This is a genomic window from Xanthomonas bonasiae, from assembly GCF_017163705.1.
Lineage (GTDB): Bacteria > Pseudomonadota > Gammaproteobacteria > Xanthomonadales > Xanthomonadaceae > Xanthomonas_A > Xanthomonas_A bonasiae.
Genome location: NZ_JAFIWB010000001.1, coordinates 205,650 through 220,138, shown reverse-complemented (window position 1 = coordinate 220,138; position 14,489 = coordinate 205,650). Strand labels below are relative to the sequence as shown.

The 14,489-nt window shown below is 65.8% G+C and carries 10 protein-coding genes; 9 read left to right on the top strand and 1 reads right to left on the bottom strand.

Features of this window, described 5'->3' with window-relative positions; all coding sequences use genetic code 11:
* Window positions 1–6: 6 nt before the first annotated feature.
* Entirely contained in the window at window positions 7–945 is a 939-nt protein-coding gene (locus tag JR064_RS00925; RefSeq protein WP_179563987.1) for a segregation and condensation protein A, read from the bottom strand.
* 370 nt (window positions 946–1,315) lie between these two features.
* Between JR064_RS00925 and JR064_RS00920 the strand changes: the two genes are divergently transcribed.
* The 9 genes from JR064_RS00920 to JR064_RS00880 all read left to right on the top strand — a co-directional run bounded on the left by JR064_RS00920 (window position 1,316) and on the right by JR064_RS00880 (window position 14,347).
* Entirely contained in the window at window positions 1,316–1,615 is a 300-nt protein-coding gene (locus JR064_RS00920; RefSeq protein ID WP_191824607.1) for a YciI family protein, read from the top strand.
* 20 nt (window positions 1,616–1,635) lie between these two features.
* The gene (locus JR064_RS00915) at window positions 1,636–1,911 is read left to right on the top strand and encodes a BolA family protein (RefSeq protein WP_191824831.1); all 276 of its coding nucleotides are present in this window, start codon (window positions 1,636–1,638) and stop codon (window positions 1,909–1,911) included.
* A gap of 246 nt (window positions 1,912–2,157) precedes the next feature.
* Window positions 2,158–3,177 carry a LacI family DNA-binding transcriptional regulator gene (locus tag JR064_RS00910; RefSeq protein WP_206228501.1) on the top strand — a complete coding sequence of 340 codons (1,020 nt, stop codon included), beginning with the start codon at window positions 2,158–2,160 and terminating at the stop codon, window positions 3,175–3,177.
* A gap of 118 nt (window positions 3,178–3,295) precedes the next feature.
* Window positions 3,296–6,277: a TonB-dependent receptor gene (locus tag JR064_RS00905; RefSeq protein WP_206228500.1), complete on the top strand. Its 2,982-nt coding sequence runs from the start codon at window positions 3,296–3,298 to the stop codon at window positions 6,275–6,277.
* 344 nt (window positions 6,278–6,621) lie between these two features.
* Window positions 6,622–9,597 (top strand): TonB-dependent receptor, encoded by a 2,976-nt coding sequence (locus JR064_RS00900; protein ID WP_206228499.1) that lies wholly within the window; start codon window positions 6,622–6,624, stop codon window positions 9,595–9,597.
* A 106-nt stretch (window positions 9,598–9,703) separates the two neighbouring features.
* On the top strand, window positions 9,704–11,326 hold the full coding sequence (locus JR064_RS00895; RefSeq protein ID WP_179563996.1) for a glucoamylase family protein: 1,623 nt from the start codon (window positions 9,704–9,706) through the stop codon (window positions 11,324–11,326).
* Window positions 11,323–12,636: a sugar ABC transporter substrate-binding protein gene (locus tag JR064_RS00890; protein WP_425510264.1), complete on the top strand. Its 1,314-nt coding sequence runs from the start codon at window positions 11,323–11,325 to the stop codon at window positions 12,634–12,636. Before JR064_RS00895 ends, JR064_RS00890 begins: the two co-directional genes overlap by 4 nt.
* Window positions 12,633–13,514, top strand: a complete 882-nt coding sequence (locus JR064_RS00885; protein ID WP_179563998.1) for a carbohydrate ABC transporter permease — start codon at window positions 12,633–12,635, stop codon at window positions 13,512–13,514. The genes JR064_RS00890 and JR064_RS00885 overlap by 4 nt, the downstream gene beginning before the upstream one ends.
* A complete protein-coding gene (locus JR064_RS00880; RefSeq protein ID WP_184411024.1) occupies window positions 13,511–14,347 on the top strand; it encodes a carbohydrate ABC transporter permease in 837 nt (278 codons plus the stop codon). Before JR064_RS00885 ends, JR064_RS00880 begins: the two co-directional genes overlap by 4 nt.
* The last annotated feature ends 142 nt before the right edge of the window (window positions 14,348–14,489 follow it).

Here is a 14,489-nt window from a genome sequence, read left to right as displayed (position 1 = left end):
GAAAACTCAGGTAGGGTCGTTGGCGGCGTCGGTATCGTCGAACTCGCTGTTGAACTGCAGCGGTTCGTTGGTGTTGCCCAGCGCCAGCGACTTGACGTAGATCGGCGCCAGCGGCAGCCGTTCGCCGTTGCGAACGACCTGATCCATCGGCTCCTGGACGATGTCCAGCAACTGCTCCTTGGCCAGTTCCAGCAAGGCCAGGAAGGTGACCAGCACGCCCAGCTTGCCTTCCTCGGCGCTGAACAGCGATTCGAAACGGTAGAACCGGCCGTCGTCCAGGCGGCTCAGCACATCGCCCATCCGCTGCCGCACGCTCAGCGCCTCGCGCTTGATCGCGTGGCCGCTGAACAGCTCGGCGCGCTTGAGCACGTCGTACAGCGCCAGCAGCATTTCCTTCAGCTCCACCGGCGGCGGCAGCTTCACCGCGGCGCGGTCGGGCACATGCGCCTGCACCGGCGTGGTGTCGCGGTCCTGCCGCGGCAGCGCGTCGATGTCCTCGGCGGCCTGCTTGAAACGTTCGTACTCCTGCAAGCGGCGGACCAGTTCGGCGCGCGGATCGGCTTCCTCGCCTTCCTGCGCCGGCGGCCGCGGCAGCAGCATCCGCGACTTGATCTCGGCCAGGATCGCGGCCATCACCAGGTATTCGGCCGCCAGTTCGAAGCGCAGCTCCTGCATCACGTTGATGTAGTCCACGTACTGCCGGGTGATCTCGGCGACGGGGATGTCCAGGATGTCCAGGTTCTGCCGGCGGATCAGGTACAGCAGCAGGTCCAGCGGGCCTTCGAACGCATCCAGGATGACTTCCAGCGCATCCGGCGGGATGTACAGGTCCTGCGGGATCTGCAGGACTGGCTGCCCATGCACCACCGCCAGCGGCATTTCCTGCTGCTGTGGCGCGGTCTGCTGGATTGGCGGGTTCGCGTCGAGCGCGAGTTCGGAGGTCATCAGTTGGACGTCAGGTACATCAGGTGTTGCGGTAGCGAAGGGCCGGGCAGGGGCGATCCGGCTCGGGCCTTGCCAGCAGTACTGCAGTTCACGTCGCGTCATCCCCGCAACGCGATCCACACTTCAACAGGACACAAGGCGTACGCCGCACGAGTCGCGGCGACGGAACAGCTTGAGGAGGACGTCTGCGCGGGCGGTGTCAGGCAGCGAATCGGTCGTCGGAAGGGGCTGGGGGAGCCAATCACCGACGGGCCGCTGCATCCGGCCGCGTGCAATGGAGCCAAGGGTAATGCGCCAGCCGGGTCGGTGTCCAGCGCCGTGGCGCTAGAATTGTGCGGGGTTCATACGCGAAACGAAAGGCGGGTGGCGGATGTGGTACGTGATCGAGGGATACGACGGCGCCGATGCGCTGCCGCGGCGGGCGGCGGCACGGCCGGCGCACCTGGCCCGGTTGGAAGCTCTGCAGGAGGCCGGCCGCCTGCTGCTGGCCGGTCCGTGCCCGGCGATCGACGCCGAGGATCCGGGTCCGGCCGGGTTCAGCGGCAGCCTGGTGGTGGCGGCGTTCGACTCGCTGGCGCAGGCCCGGGCCTGGGCCGAGGCCGATCCGTACGTGGCTGCGGGCGTCTACACGCGGGTCGAGGTGCGGCCGTTCCGGAAGACCTTGCCGTGAGCGGGCCTGCCGTGGGCGAGATGGCTGCGAGCCGGGTCGCGCGCATCCGCGCCGCGTTGCAGGCGGCGTTCGCGCCGCAGTCGCTGGAAGTGGAGGACGACAGCCACCGCCATGCCGGCCACGCCGGGGCGCGCGACGGGCGCGGTCATTTCAATGTGCGCATCGTCAGTGCCGCCTTCGCCGGCATGGCGCCGCTGGCCCGGCACCGCGCGGTCTACGCCGCGCTCGGCACGATGATGGAGAGCGACATCCACGCGCTGTCGATCCGCGCCGAGGCGCCGCGCGAGGCCGCCTGATCCGTCGCGCAGGGCGCTCGCGGCGGACCGTCCGCAGTGCCGCGCGCATGCCGCGGCAGCCGAAAAAAGCGGGATCCAGGCCGTTATTATGCTGCGGCGCGTCATGATTTTGGCGATTTTGCGATGGGTCAAGTATTTGAATTGAAACGCTTTTATTGAAAAAATAACAAAAGGCTTCTGCCTCGTCCTGAAAACGATTACAGTCCGCGCCAGTTTCTCAATGTCTCGGCCGCGGAGGGCGGCACGATGGCGAAGAGCGCGGTCACCATCAAAGATGTCGCACGCGAGGCCCGGGTATCGGTGGCCACGGTGTCGCGTGCGCTCAACGGCCACGAGAACGTCGCCGAGCCGGTACGCAAGCTGGTGCTGGAAGTGGCCGAGCGGCTGCGCTACAGCCCGCATGCGGCCGCGCGCAGCCTCAGCAGCCGCCGCACCCAGACCCTGGGCGTGGTGCTGCCGGACCTGTACGGCGAGTTCTTCTCCGAGTTGATCCGCGGCATCGACGGCGCGGCGCGCGCGCGCCGCCAGCATCTGCTGGTGTCCAGCTACCACGGCGATCCGGAAGAGCAGGGCCGCGCGCTGCGCGCGATGCGCGGGCGCGTGGACGGCCTGCTGGTGCTGTCGCCGTACGCCGAGCGCCCCGGCTTTCTCACCGACAACCTGCCGCAGGCGCTGCCGACGGTGCTGATCAACACCTATCTGCCCGGCGCCGAGTATCCGGTACTGAGCATCGACGACCATGCCGGCGCGATGGCGATGACCGAGCACCTGCTGGCGATGGGTCATCGCCGCATCGCCTTCGTCGGCGGCCCGGACCTGAACTTCGATGCGCGCGAACGCCTGCGTGGGTTCCGCGACGCGATCGCCGCGCATCCGGGCCAGGCGCAGGGCCAGGAGTTTCCCGGACAGTTCGACGAAGCCTCGGGCCATCGTGCCGGGCAGGCGATGCTGCAGTCGGGCACGCTGCCCGATGCGGTGTTCGCCGCCAACGACATGACCGCGCTCGGCTGCCTGTACGCCTTCGCCCAGGCCGGCGTGCGCGTGCCCGACGACATCGCGCTGGCCGGCTTCGACGACATCCCGCTGGCGCGCTTCGTTCACCCGTCTCTCACCACCATGCAGGTGAGTATCGCCGGCCTCGGCGAGCAGGCGATGCGGCGCCTGTTGCAGTTGATCGATCAACCGGGAAGCGACGAGGGGCTGCGGCAGACGCTGACGCCGCTGCTCGTCGTGCGCGATTCCAGTCGCAACGTCACGAAGAAATAGGAGGAGCAACGTCGCCGACGCCGCTGTCGCCATGCTGTTTTCAACGCTTCACTTGCTGCACTTTTTTCCTTGTTTACGCAGTCGCTACAACAACTAAGAACCAACCTGGAGGGTTTTCATGCATCAACGTAATCAGACCGCGGCTAGGCCTGCGCGCAAGCTTCTCACCTGTGCGCTGGCCAGCTGCCTGCTGCTGAGCGCCGCACCGGCGTTCGCGCAGAGCACCGCCGCCACGATCCGTGGGCAGGTCGCGCTGGAGTCGGCGCCGTCGGCGCAAGCGCAGGTCACCGCGACCAACCTGGCGACCGGTCTGTCGCGCACCGTGCAGGTCAACAACGGCAGCTATGCGGTCGGCGGCCTGCCGCCGGGTTCGTACCGCATCGACCTGACCGCCAATGGCCAGACCACCTCGCAGAACGTCACCGTGCAGGTCGGCCAGACCGCGACGCTGAACCTCGGCGGCGCCGCACCGGCCGCCAGCGCCGGCGCCGAAGGCGCCACCACGCTCGACGCGGTGCAGGTCACCGCGCCGCCGGTGCTGGTGGAGACCCGCACCTCCGAGAACGCCACCTACATCTCCAACGTGCAGATCGAGAAGCTGCCGCAGGCCACGCGCAACTTCCTCGAACTGGCCGACAGCGTGCCGAGCGTGCAGTTCCAGCGCGACGCCAAGGGCAACACCACGGTGCGCTCCGGCGCGACCTCGGCCAACGGCACCAACGTCTACATCGACGGCATCAGCCAGAAGAACTACGTGCTGACCGGCGGCGTCAGCGGCCAGGACTCCAGCCGCGGCAATCCGTTCCCGCAGTCGGCGATCGGCGAGTACAAGGTCATCACCTCCAACTACAAGGCCGAGTTCGACCAGGTCAGCAGCGCGGCGATCGTCGCCTCGACCAAGTCCGGCGGCAACGATTTCCACGGCAGCTTCTTCTGGGACACCACCAACGACGACTGGCGCGCCGAGAGTCCGCTGGAACGCGAAGCCGGCAAGCGCGACGATTTCTCCGAAACCCAGTACGGGGCGACGTTCAGCGGCCCGATCCTGAAGGATCGCGCGCATTTCTTCATCGCCTACGAGGCCAAGGAATACACCACGCCCAATACGGTGATCCCGGGCGGCATCTATGCCGACCGCGTCGATCAGCTGCCGAGCGAACTGCAGCCGCTGGTCACCACCTACAGCACCCCGTTCAAGGAAGACCTGTATTTCGGCAAGATCGACTGGACCATCGGCGACAACAGCCTGTTCGAGCTGAGCGGCAAGTACCGCAAGGAAGACGAGCTGTCGGACATCGGCGAGACCACCACCTACCAGCACGGCAGCAGCAACGGCCAGGAAGAGAAGCGCGCCAACCTTCGCTGGCAGTACACCGGCGCCGCGTTCCTCAACGACTTGAACCTGAGCTACGAGAGCGCGTACTGGACCCAGAATCCGCTGACCAACGGCAACGGCTACGTGCTGTCGTACGTGCCGCAGGCCGGCAACGAGACCACCATCCTCACCGCCGGCGCCGGCAGCAGCTATCAGAACAAGGGGCAGGAAGGCTGGACCCTGCAGGACGACCTGACCTTGAACAGCATGGACTGGCACGGCAGCCACACGGTCAAGATGGGCTTCAAGTACAAGGACATCGAGCTGGATTCGACCCAGATCAATCCGGCCAATCCGCAGTATTACTACAACATCCTGACCGATACCGACACGCCGTACAGGGTGCGCTGGGGCGATACCAGCGGCGGTTCGGTGGTGTCCAAGAACAAGCAGTACGGCATCTATCTGCAGGACGACTGGGAAGTCAACGAGCACCTGACGCTCAACCTGGGCGTGCGCTACGACTACGAGAAGACCCCCTCGTTCCTCGACTTCGTGACCCCGGCCGACGTCGCCAGCGCGCTGCAGAACTGGAGCAACCTGGACAACGCCAACTACGACATCTCCAACTACATCAGCAACGGCCACAACCGCAAGGCGTTCAAGGACGCCTGGCAGCCGCGGCTGGGCTTCTCCTACGACCTGTTCGGCGACCAGGCGCACGTGATCTACGGCGGCGCCGGCCGTGCCTACGACCGCAACATCTTCGACTACCTGGCGCTGGAGCAGCTCAACAACAGCTTCAAGTCGTACAGCTACTACTTCAACAGCGTCAACAACAATGGCGTGGCGACCCCGTGCCTGGGCGACCCGTGCGTGCCCTGGAACGAGAGCTACGCCACCCAGGCCGGCCTGGACGGGCTGGCGTCGAGCAACACCGGCGGCGGCGGTCGCGAGATCTACCTGATCGACAACAACATCAAGGTGCCGTATTCCGACCAGTTCAGCCTCGGCATGCGCAACATGGTGCATCTGTGGGGCAACGACTGGTACACGGACGTGACCCTGAGCCGGATCGTGAGCAAGGACGGCTTCGTGTTCCTGCGCGGCAACCGCCGGGCCGACGGCTCGTTCTTCCTGCCGGGGACCACCTCCGGCGTGCCGACCGATTCGCCGAGCGGCTACAGCGCGATCGTGCTGGGCACCAACGGCCTGGAAACGCGCAACAACCAGCTGGCGCTGAAGCTGGACAAGCCGTACGACAAGGAGTCGGGCTGGGGCCTGACCGTGGCCTACACCTTCTCCGACGCTAAGGAAAACCGCCAGTACGGCGAGCACTACGCGCTGGACCAGGCGTCGATGGCCGGCTACGGCTGGCGCGAGGCCGGCGGCATCCCGAAGAATCGCCTGGTGGTGACCGGCATCTACGAGTTGCCGTACGCCATCACCCTGTCGGGCAAGCTGTCGCTGGCCAGCCAGACGCCGCGTTACGGCACCAACTGCCTGGCCGGCAACGACCAGTGCTATATCATCCAGTACAAGCCGGATGCCACGCTGGGCTACAAGGAATTCAGCCTGGCGGCGAACAAGGAATGGGATACCGGCGCGGGCATCAAGTTCAACGTTCGCGCCGACGTCATCAACCTGTTCAACTGGACCAACTACGCCGACTACAACACCGACACCGGGACCTACGACGACCTCAACACGTCGTACGGCACCGCGAACGGCGTGTTGGCGTCGCCGATGCGCACGTTCAAGCTGTCGTTCGGCCTGAACTGGTGATGCAGCGGCCGCGGCTCCCGACACCGTTCGGGGGCCGCGGCGGTTGCAGGGACATGTTGCAAGTGTGGATGCAAGCGATTGCCGGGGCGCGCACGAGGTCGAAACAGCGCGTTGTCGCAGGAACGGTGCCGCCGCAGCGCGAACCCGCGTTCGGCGATCCGAGTGCGACCTTGCCGCGCGTGGTGGGTAGTGCCGGTGGGAACGTTGGAAAAGCATGGGCCGCGCAACGTCGTCGCTGCCCGTGTCGCTGCTGATGATGCGTCACTTGTTGGATTTTTCTTTCTTGCATTCGGCCAATTCGCTCTTCCCTGCAACCAGAACATGAACAACCCCGGGAGGGTTTCATGAAAATTTCCATCCAATCGACGTGCCGGCCGCAACGCAGCGCACTTGCCTGCGCCCTGGCCGGCTGTTTGCTGCTTGCCGCCGCGCCGGCGCTCGCGCAGAGCACCGCGGCCACCATTCGCGGCCAGGTGACGGCCGATTCGGCCGCTGCCGGCAGCGCGAAAGTGACCGCGACCAACCTGGCGACCGGCTTCAGCCGCAGCGTCCAGACCACGGCGTCCGGCAGCTATTCGGTCGCGGGCTTGCCGCCGGGCACCTACCGGGTCGACGTGCAGGCGGGCGACAGCACCAGCAGCCAGACCATCACCGTGCAGGTCGGCCAGGCGGCGACGCTGAATCTCGCTGCCGGTGGCGCCGGCACTGCCGCTGGCGGCGGCGCCACCACCCTGGACACGGTGCAGGTCACCGCACCGCTGGCGGTGGAAACCAAGACCTCCGAGGTGGCCACCTACGTCACCACGCGCCAGATCGAGGCCTTGCCGCAGAGCTCGCGCAACTTCCTGGCCTTCGCCGATACCGTGCCCGGCATGGTGTTCGAGACCAGCCCCAGCGACGGCTCGACCAAGCTGCAGTCCGGCGCGCAGAGCGCGAACAACATCAATGTGTTCATCGATGGCGTCGGCCAGAAGAACTACGTGTTGGCCGGCGGCATCACCGGTCAGGACTCCAGCCGCGGCAATCCGTTCCCGCAGCTGGCGATCGGCGAATACAAGGTCATCACCTCCAACTACAAGGCCGAGTACGACCAGCTCAGCAGCGCGGCCGTGTCGGCGGTGACCAAGTCCGGCGGCAACGATTTCCATGGCAGCTTCTTCTGGGACTACAGCAATTCCGATTGGCGTGCGGCCCGCGAGAGCGAGAAGGCGCAAGGCAGCAAGGACCGTTCCAAGGACGAGCAGTACGGCTTCTCGTTCGGCGGCCCGATCGTCAAGGACGTGGCGCATTTCTTCGTGACCTACGAAGGCAAGGACTACTCCGCGCCGCAGGACGTGTATCCGGGCCAGGGCTACACCGTGTCCGAACTGCCCGCGTCGGTGCAGTCGGCGGTGCGCAACAGCACCGTGCCGTTCCACGAGGACCTGTACTTCGGCAAGATCGACTGGTCGATCGACGACAACAACCTGCTCGAATTGACCGCCAAGCGCCGCGAGGAAACCGGCCTGGGCAACGTCGGCGCGCAGAACACCGAGTCCTATGCCACCGAAAACCAGGTGGACGAAACCCGGGTGGACCTGCGCTGGCAGCTGACCATGGGCGACTGGCTCAACGATGCGCACCTGACCTACGAGAAGTCGTTCTGGTCGCTGGAACCGAAGAACTTCGGCGACGGCTATGTGCTGACCGACGGCGCGGGCAACACCGGCAACGTGATCCTGGCCACCGGCGCCGGCTCGGGCGGCTACCAGCACAAGGGACAGACGGGCCACTCCTTCCAGGATGACCTGACCTTCTCCGGCTGGGAGGGCCACACCCTCAAGATGGGCGTGAAGTACAAGCAGGTCGAACTGACCACGCTCGAGCAGCAGCCGTACAACCCGCAGTACTACTACGACATCAACGACAGCACCTCGGTGCCGTACTACATCAGCTTCGCCTCCGGCCTCACCGGCACCAGCCAGGGCACGCTGACGTCCAAGAACAAGCAGTTCGGCCTCTATTTCCAGGACGACTGGGAGGTCAACGACCGGCTGACCCTGAACCTGGGCCTGCGCTGGGACTACGAAAAGACGCCGAGCTACCTGAACTATGTGACCGATCCGGATGTGGTGGCGGCCATCTACAGCCAGGATCCGAACGCGCCGACTGGCCAGACCTATGCGCAGACGCTGGCGCTGGGCGGGATCGACATCTCCAACTACATCAGCGACGGCAGCAACCGGCATGCGTTCAAGGATGCCTGGCAGCCGCGCCTGGGCTTCTCCTACGACCTGAGCGGCGACCAGAAGCACGTGCTGTTCGGCGGCGCCGGGCGCTCCTACGACCGCAATCTGTTCGACTACCTGGCGCTGGAGCAGACCAAGGCTACCTACGGCAGCTACGGCTATTCGGTCAACACCGCCGCGCATCCGTGCACGGTCGGCGTCAACAATTGCCTGGAGTGGGACGATTCGCTGCTGCAGCAGTCCACGCTCGACGGGCTGGTGGCGAACAACTCGGCGGCCGGCCGCGAGGTCGACCTGCTGGCCAACAACCTGAAGGTGCCATATTCGGACCAGTTCAGCCTCGGCATCCGCGACACGTTCCAGATGCTGGGCTACGGCTGGAACAGTTCGGTGACCCTGCAGCGCATCGTGTCCAAGGACGGCCTGGTGTTCCTGCTGGGCAACCGGCGTCCGGACGGCAGCTTCTTCGAGGCAGGCACCATCTCCGGCTCGCCGTGGGACTATGGCGTGCCGGGCTACGGGTCGCTGATCCTGGGCATGAACGGTCTGGAGACGCGCAACAACTCGCTGCTGCTGAGCCTGGAGAAGCCGTACACGTCCGAGTCGCCGTGGAGCGTGAACTTCGCCTACACCTACAGCAACGCCAAGGAGAACCGGCAGTTCGGCGAGCACTATGCGCTGGACTACCCGACGCTCTCCGGCTACGGCTGGTTCACCTCCGGCGGCGTGGCGCGGCACCGCCTGGTGATCAGCGGCGTCGCCGACGGTCCCTGGGACACCACGTTCTCCGGCAAGCTGACGCTGTCCACGCCGGAGTACTACTACACCACCTATTGCCCGTCGGACGGGCAGTGCCGCATCCGCCAGTTCCATCCCGACACCACGCTGGGCATCAAGCAGCTGGACCTGGCGGCGCAGAAGGTGTGGGACACCGGGTCCAACGTCAAGCTGAAGATGCGCCTGGATGTGCTGAACGTCTTCAACTGGAAGAACTACGACTCGTACAGCGTCGATTGGGACAGCGGGACCTATACCGGCTACGACCAGTACGCGACCCGTACCGCGAAGCTGTCGCTGGGCCTGGATTGGTAAAGGCTTTGCCGCGGCCACCCCGGAACGTTTAGGGTGGTCGCGGCGAGGCGGGAAGTAGGATAATTTCGCACATGCATGTAAACGATTTCACAGGGGTGTCGAAGGCATGAAACTGGGCAGCGTCGCACGCTCACCATTGGTCCTGCTGCTGGCGGCGGCAGCGCTGCTGGCATCCTGCAAGAAAACCGAGGAGCCCTCCGTAGCGGACAAGAAGCCGGTAAAAGTGATCCTGATCGAAGCGGAACTTCCCCCCAAGCTGGTCAAACCCGAGTTGCCGCCGCTGTTCGACGACATCGAACGGCGCACCTTCCAGTTCTTCTGGGACACCACCAACGAGCAGAACGGCCTGGCGGTCGACCGCTACCCGTCGCGCCCGTTCGCCAGCATCGCCTCGATCGGGTTTGCGCTCACCGTCTATCCGATCGGTTACGAGAACGGCTGGATCAGCCGCGAGCAGGCGGTGCAACGCACCCTGACCACGCTGCGCTTCCTGCGCGACGTGCCGGTCGGTCCGCAGCGCACCGGCCGCGCCGGCTACAAGGGCTTCTACTACCACTTCCTGGACATGCAGAAAGGCCTGCGCTACGACCAGTGGGTGGAGCTGTCGAGCGTGGACACCGCGCTGCTGATGATGGGCGTGCTGTTCGCGCAGTCCTACTACGAAGGCGACAGCGCCGACGAGAAGGAGATCCGCCAGATCGCCGACACGCTGTACCGCCGCGTGGACTGGAAGTGGATGCAGCAGCGCACGCCGCTGATCACGATGGGCTGGTACCCCGAGCGCGGCTTCATCCAGCACGACTGGATGGGCTACAACGAAGGCATGATGGTCTACCTGCTGGCGCTCGGCTCGCCGACCCATCCGGTGGAGCCCGATGCGTGGCTGGAGTGGACCCGCACCTACAACAAGGACTGGGGCGTGTACTACGGCCAGGAATACCTGGCGTTCGGGCCGTTGTTCGCGCACCAGTACAACCACGTCTGGATCGACTTCCGCGACATCCAGGACCAGTACATGCGCGAGCACGGCATCGACTACTTCCTCAACAGCCGCCGCGCCACGCTCGCGCAGCGCGAGTACGCCATCGACAATCCGATGAAGTGGAAGGAGTACGGCGAGAACGTGTGGGGCCTGACCGCCAGCGACGGCCCGCAGAACACCACACAGGACTACCGCGGCGAACAGCGCCAGTTCTTCCACTACCGCACCCGCGGCGCCGGATTGTTCGAAGCCTTCGACGACGGCACCATCGCGCCGACCGCGGCGGTGTCCTCGATCGTGTTCGCGCCGGAAGTGGTGATCCCGGCGACCCAGGAGATGCACAAGCGATTCGGCGACTACATCTATTCCAGCTACGGCTTCCTGGATTCGTTCAATCCCAGCTTCAACTACGATATCCCGCTCAAGACCGGGCGCATGCTGCCCAACCGCGGCTGGGTCGCCGGCGACTACATCGGCATCGACCAGGGCGCGATCGTCACCATGATCGCCAACTACCGCAACGAGTTTGTCTGGAACGTGATGAAGAAGAACAAGTACCTGCGGACCGGCCTGGAGCGCGCCGGCTTCAGCGGTGGCTGGCTGACCCCGGAGGGCGAGACCCAGCCGTTGCCGAAGAAGGACGAGCAGGCGGCCACGGCCCGGGCGCTGGGCATCGCCGAGTCGCGCGCCGCGTCCGCCGAAGCGCAGCCCAATCCTGCGCAGCGCCAGCCGCAGAATCCGCAATGAGCGCCGTGCGGACGATGCGCCGGTACGTGACGCTGGGCATGCTGGTGCTGGCCGTGTGCGGTTGCGCGCGCGCGCCGCAGGGCGAGGTGGTGCGGTTCTGGGCGATGGGCCGCGAGGCCGAGGTGGTGGCCGAGCTGATCCCCGAGTTCGAGAAGGAGAATCCCGGCATCCACGTGGACATCCAGAACATCCCGTGGACCGCCGCGCACGAAAAGCTGCTGACCGCGTTCGCCGCCGACGGGTTACCGGACGTGTGCCAGCTCGGCAACACCTGGATCCCCGAATTCGCCGCGCTGGACACGCTGCAGCCGCTGCAGCCCTACGTGGACAAGTCCAAGATTGTCGATCCGAAGGACTACTTCGCCGGCATCTGGGACACCAGCGTCATCGACGGCCAGCTGTACGGGGTGCCGTGGTACGTGGATACGCGCCTGCTGTTCTACCGCAAGGACATGCTGAAAGAGGCCGGCGTGGACAAGCTGCCGCAGACCTGGGCCGAGTGGGAGCAGGCCATGGCGGCGGTGAAGAAGCACGTGGGGCCGAAGCGCTACGCGATCCTGATGCCGATCAACGAATTCGAGCAACAGCTGTCGCTGGGCCTGCAGCTGGACGATCCGCTGCTGCGCGACCACAACAACTACGGCAACTTCCGCAGCCCCGGTTTCCGCAAGGCGCTGGGCTTCTACGCCAACATGTTCGAACAGGGCTGGGCGCCGAAGATGTCCGAGACCCAGATCTCCAACGTGTGGGACGAATTCTTCAACGGCTTCTACGCGTTCTACATCTCCGGGCCGTGGAATATCCGCGAGTTCCGCAAGCTGGAGCCGGCGGCGCTGAAAGGGCAGTGGGGCACCATGCCGCTGCCGGGCCCGAGCGGCCCGGGCGCCGGCATCGCCGGCGGCACCAGCCTGGTGATCTTCCGCAAGTCGCAGCAGAAGGACGCGGCGTGGAAGCTGATCGAGTTCCTGTCGCGGCCGCAGACCCAGGCGCGGTTCCATGCGCTGATCGGCGACATGCCGCCGCGGCGCAGCACCTGGGAATACCCGTCGCTGGCCAACGATCCGCTGGCGCACGCGTTCCGCGACCAGCTGGAGCGGGTCAAGCCGGCGCCGAAGGTGCTGGAGTGGGAGCGCATCGTGCAGGAAATGCGGCTGGTCACCGAGCGCGTGGTGCGCGGCGGCGAAAGCCAGGAGAAGGCGGTGCAGGACCTGGACAAGCGCGTGGACGAAATCCTGGAGAAGCGGCGCTGGATCTACCAGCAGCAGCATCCGCAGGCAGCGGCCGCAGCGGCTGCGGGAGCGGCGCCATGAAGCGCGGTTCCCTGGCCGGCTGGCTGTTCGCCGGGCCGGCGCTGATCGTGATCGGCGTGTTCTTCGGCCTGCCGGTGCTGTCGGCGCTGGCGCTGAGCGTCACCGACTTCGACCTGTACGCGCTGGCCGACAGCAACCACCTGCGCTTCGTCGGCTTCGGCAACTACATCGAGTTGCTGCAGACGCAGATGTTCTGGAAGTCGCTGTGGAACACCACCTACTTCGTCATCGTCGGCGTGCCGTTGTCGATCGGTGCCTCGCTGGGCGCGGCGTTGCTGCTCAATGCGCCGGTGGCGCGGTTCAAGCCGCTGTTCCGCACCGCGCTGTTCGCGCCGGTGGTGACCACGCTGGTGGCGGTGGCGGTGATCTGGCGCTACCTGTTCCACACCAGCTACGGCCTGGTCAACTACGGACTGAGCCATCTGGGCATCGGCCCGATCGACTGGCTCGGCGACCCGCACTGGGCGATGCCGACGATCATGCTGTTCGCGGTGTGGAAGAACTTCGGCTACAACATGGTGATCTTCCTCGCCGGCCTGCAGGGCATCCCGCAGGACCTGTACGAAGCCGCGCGCATCGACGGCGCGTCGAAGTGGCGGCAGTTCCTGCACATCACCCTGCCGATGCTGGGTCCGGTGCTGCTGGTGGTCGGGGTGATCACCGTGTCCGGCTATTTCCAGCTGTTCGCCGAACCCTACGTGATGACCCGCGGCGACCCGCTGCAAAGCACGGTCAGCGTGCTGTACTTCATGTTCGAGGAAGGCTTCAAGTGGTGGAACCTCGGCCGCGCGTCGGCGGTGGCGTTCCTGCTGTTCCTGATCATCCTGGGAGTGACCTCCGTGATGCTGCGCTTCGGCCGCAAGAAGGACCTGGTATGAGCCGCGAAATCGGCGCGTCGCGCTGGAACACGCTGCTGGTCAACGGCGGGCTGCTGGTGCTGGCGCTGGTCAGCCTGGCGCCGCTGCTGTGGATGGTGTCGGTGTCGTTCATGCCGGCGGGGCAGGCGAGCCGCTTCCCGCCGCCGATGCTGCCGACCGGCCCGACCCTGGCCAACTACGGCGAGCTGTTCTCGCGGACCGGCATGGCGCGCAACTTCGCCAACAGCCTGCTGGTGTCGTGCGCCATCACCTTCGGCTCGCTGCTGATCAACACCATGGCCGGCTACGCCTTCGCCAAGCTGCGCTTCGTCGGCAAGGAGCGGATCTTCCAGATCCTGCTGGCGGCGCTGGTGATTCCGGCGCAGGTGGCGATGCTGCCGCTGTTCCTGCTGATGAAGCAGTTGCACCTGGTCAACAACTTCGGCGGAGTGGTGGTGCCGGCGCTGGCGACGGTGTTCGGCATCTTCCTGGTGCGCCAGTACGCGCGCTCGATCCCGGACGAGTTGCTGGAGGCCGCGCGCATCGACGGCGCCGGCGAGCTGCGCATCTTCTTCCAGATCGTGCTGCCGATGCTCAAGCCGGTGCTGGTGACGCTGACCATCTTCACCTTCATGGCCGCGTGGAACGACTTCATGTGGCCGTTGATCGTGCTGACCGACCAGGAGCACTACACCTTGCCGGTGGCGCTGGCGGCGCTGTCGCGCGAACACATCATGGACGTGGAGATGATGATGGCCGGCGCGGTGGTGACGGTGATCCCGGTGCTGGCGCTGTTCCTGGCGCTGCAGCGCTACTACATCCAAGGCTTGTTGCTGGGTAGCGTGAAGGGGTGAGGGAACGCGCTTGCGAGCCACTGGCTCGCGCGTTCCCGAACGCCCGGCCATGGATGGCCGGGCCGGACGTTCTGGAGTGCGAGTGTTACGCCATGGATGGCAGCGGTTCTGCCGATCATGGAGCGCCACTGGCGCGCGTTGC

Bases quoted from the DNA above. Each gene is read 5' to 3' on its own strand.
- JR064_RS00885 (WP_179563998.1), top strand. From the start codon at position 12,633: ATGAAGCGCGGTTCCCTGGCCGGCTGGCTGTTCGCCGGGCCGGCGCTG.
- JR064_RS00900 (WP_206228499.1), top strand. From the start codon at position 6,622: ATGAAAATTTCCATCCAATCGACGTGCCGGCCGCAACGCAGCGCACTT.
- JR064_RS00925 (WP_179563987.1), bottom strand. From the start codon at position 945: ATGACCTCCGAACTCGCGCTCGACGCGAACCCGCCAATCCAGCAGACC.
- JR064_RS00880 (WP_184411024.1), top strand. From the start codon at position 13,511: ATGAGCCGCGAAATCGGCGCGTCGCGCTGGAACACGCTGCTGGTCAAC.
- JR064_RS00920 (WP_191824607.1), top strand. From the start codon at position 1,316: ATGTGGTACGTGATCGAGGGATACGACGGCGCCGATGCGCTGCCGCGG.
- JR064_RS00905 (WP_206228500.1), top strand. From the start codon at position 3,296: ATGCATCAACGTAATCAGACCGCGGCTAGGCCTGCGCGCAAGCTTCTC.
- JR064_RS00890 (WP_425510264.1), top strand. From the start codon at position 11,323: ATGAGCGCCGTGCGGACGATGCGCCGGTACGTGACGCTGGGCATGCTG.
- JR064_RS00910 (WP_206228501.1), top strand. From the start codon at position 2,158: ATGGCGAAGAGCGCGGTCACCATCAAAGATGTCGCACGCGAGGCCCGG.
- JR064_RS00915 (WP_191824831.1), top strand. From the start codon at position 1,636: ATGGCTGCGAGCCGGGTCGCGCGCATCCGCGCCGCGTTGCAGGCGGCG.
- JR064_RS00895 (WP_179563996.1), top strand. From the start codon at position 9,704: ATGAAACTGGGCAGCGTCGCACGCTCACCATTGGTCCTGCTGCTGGCG.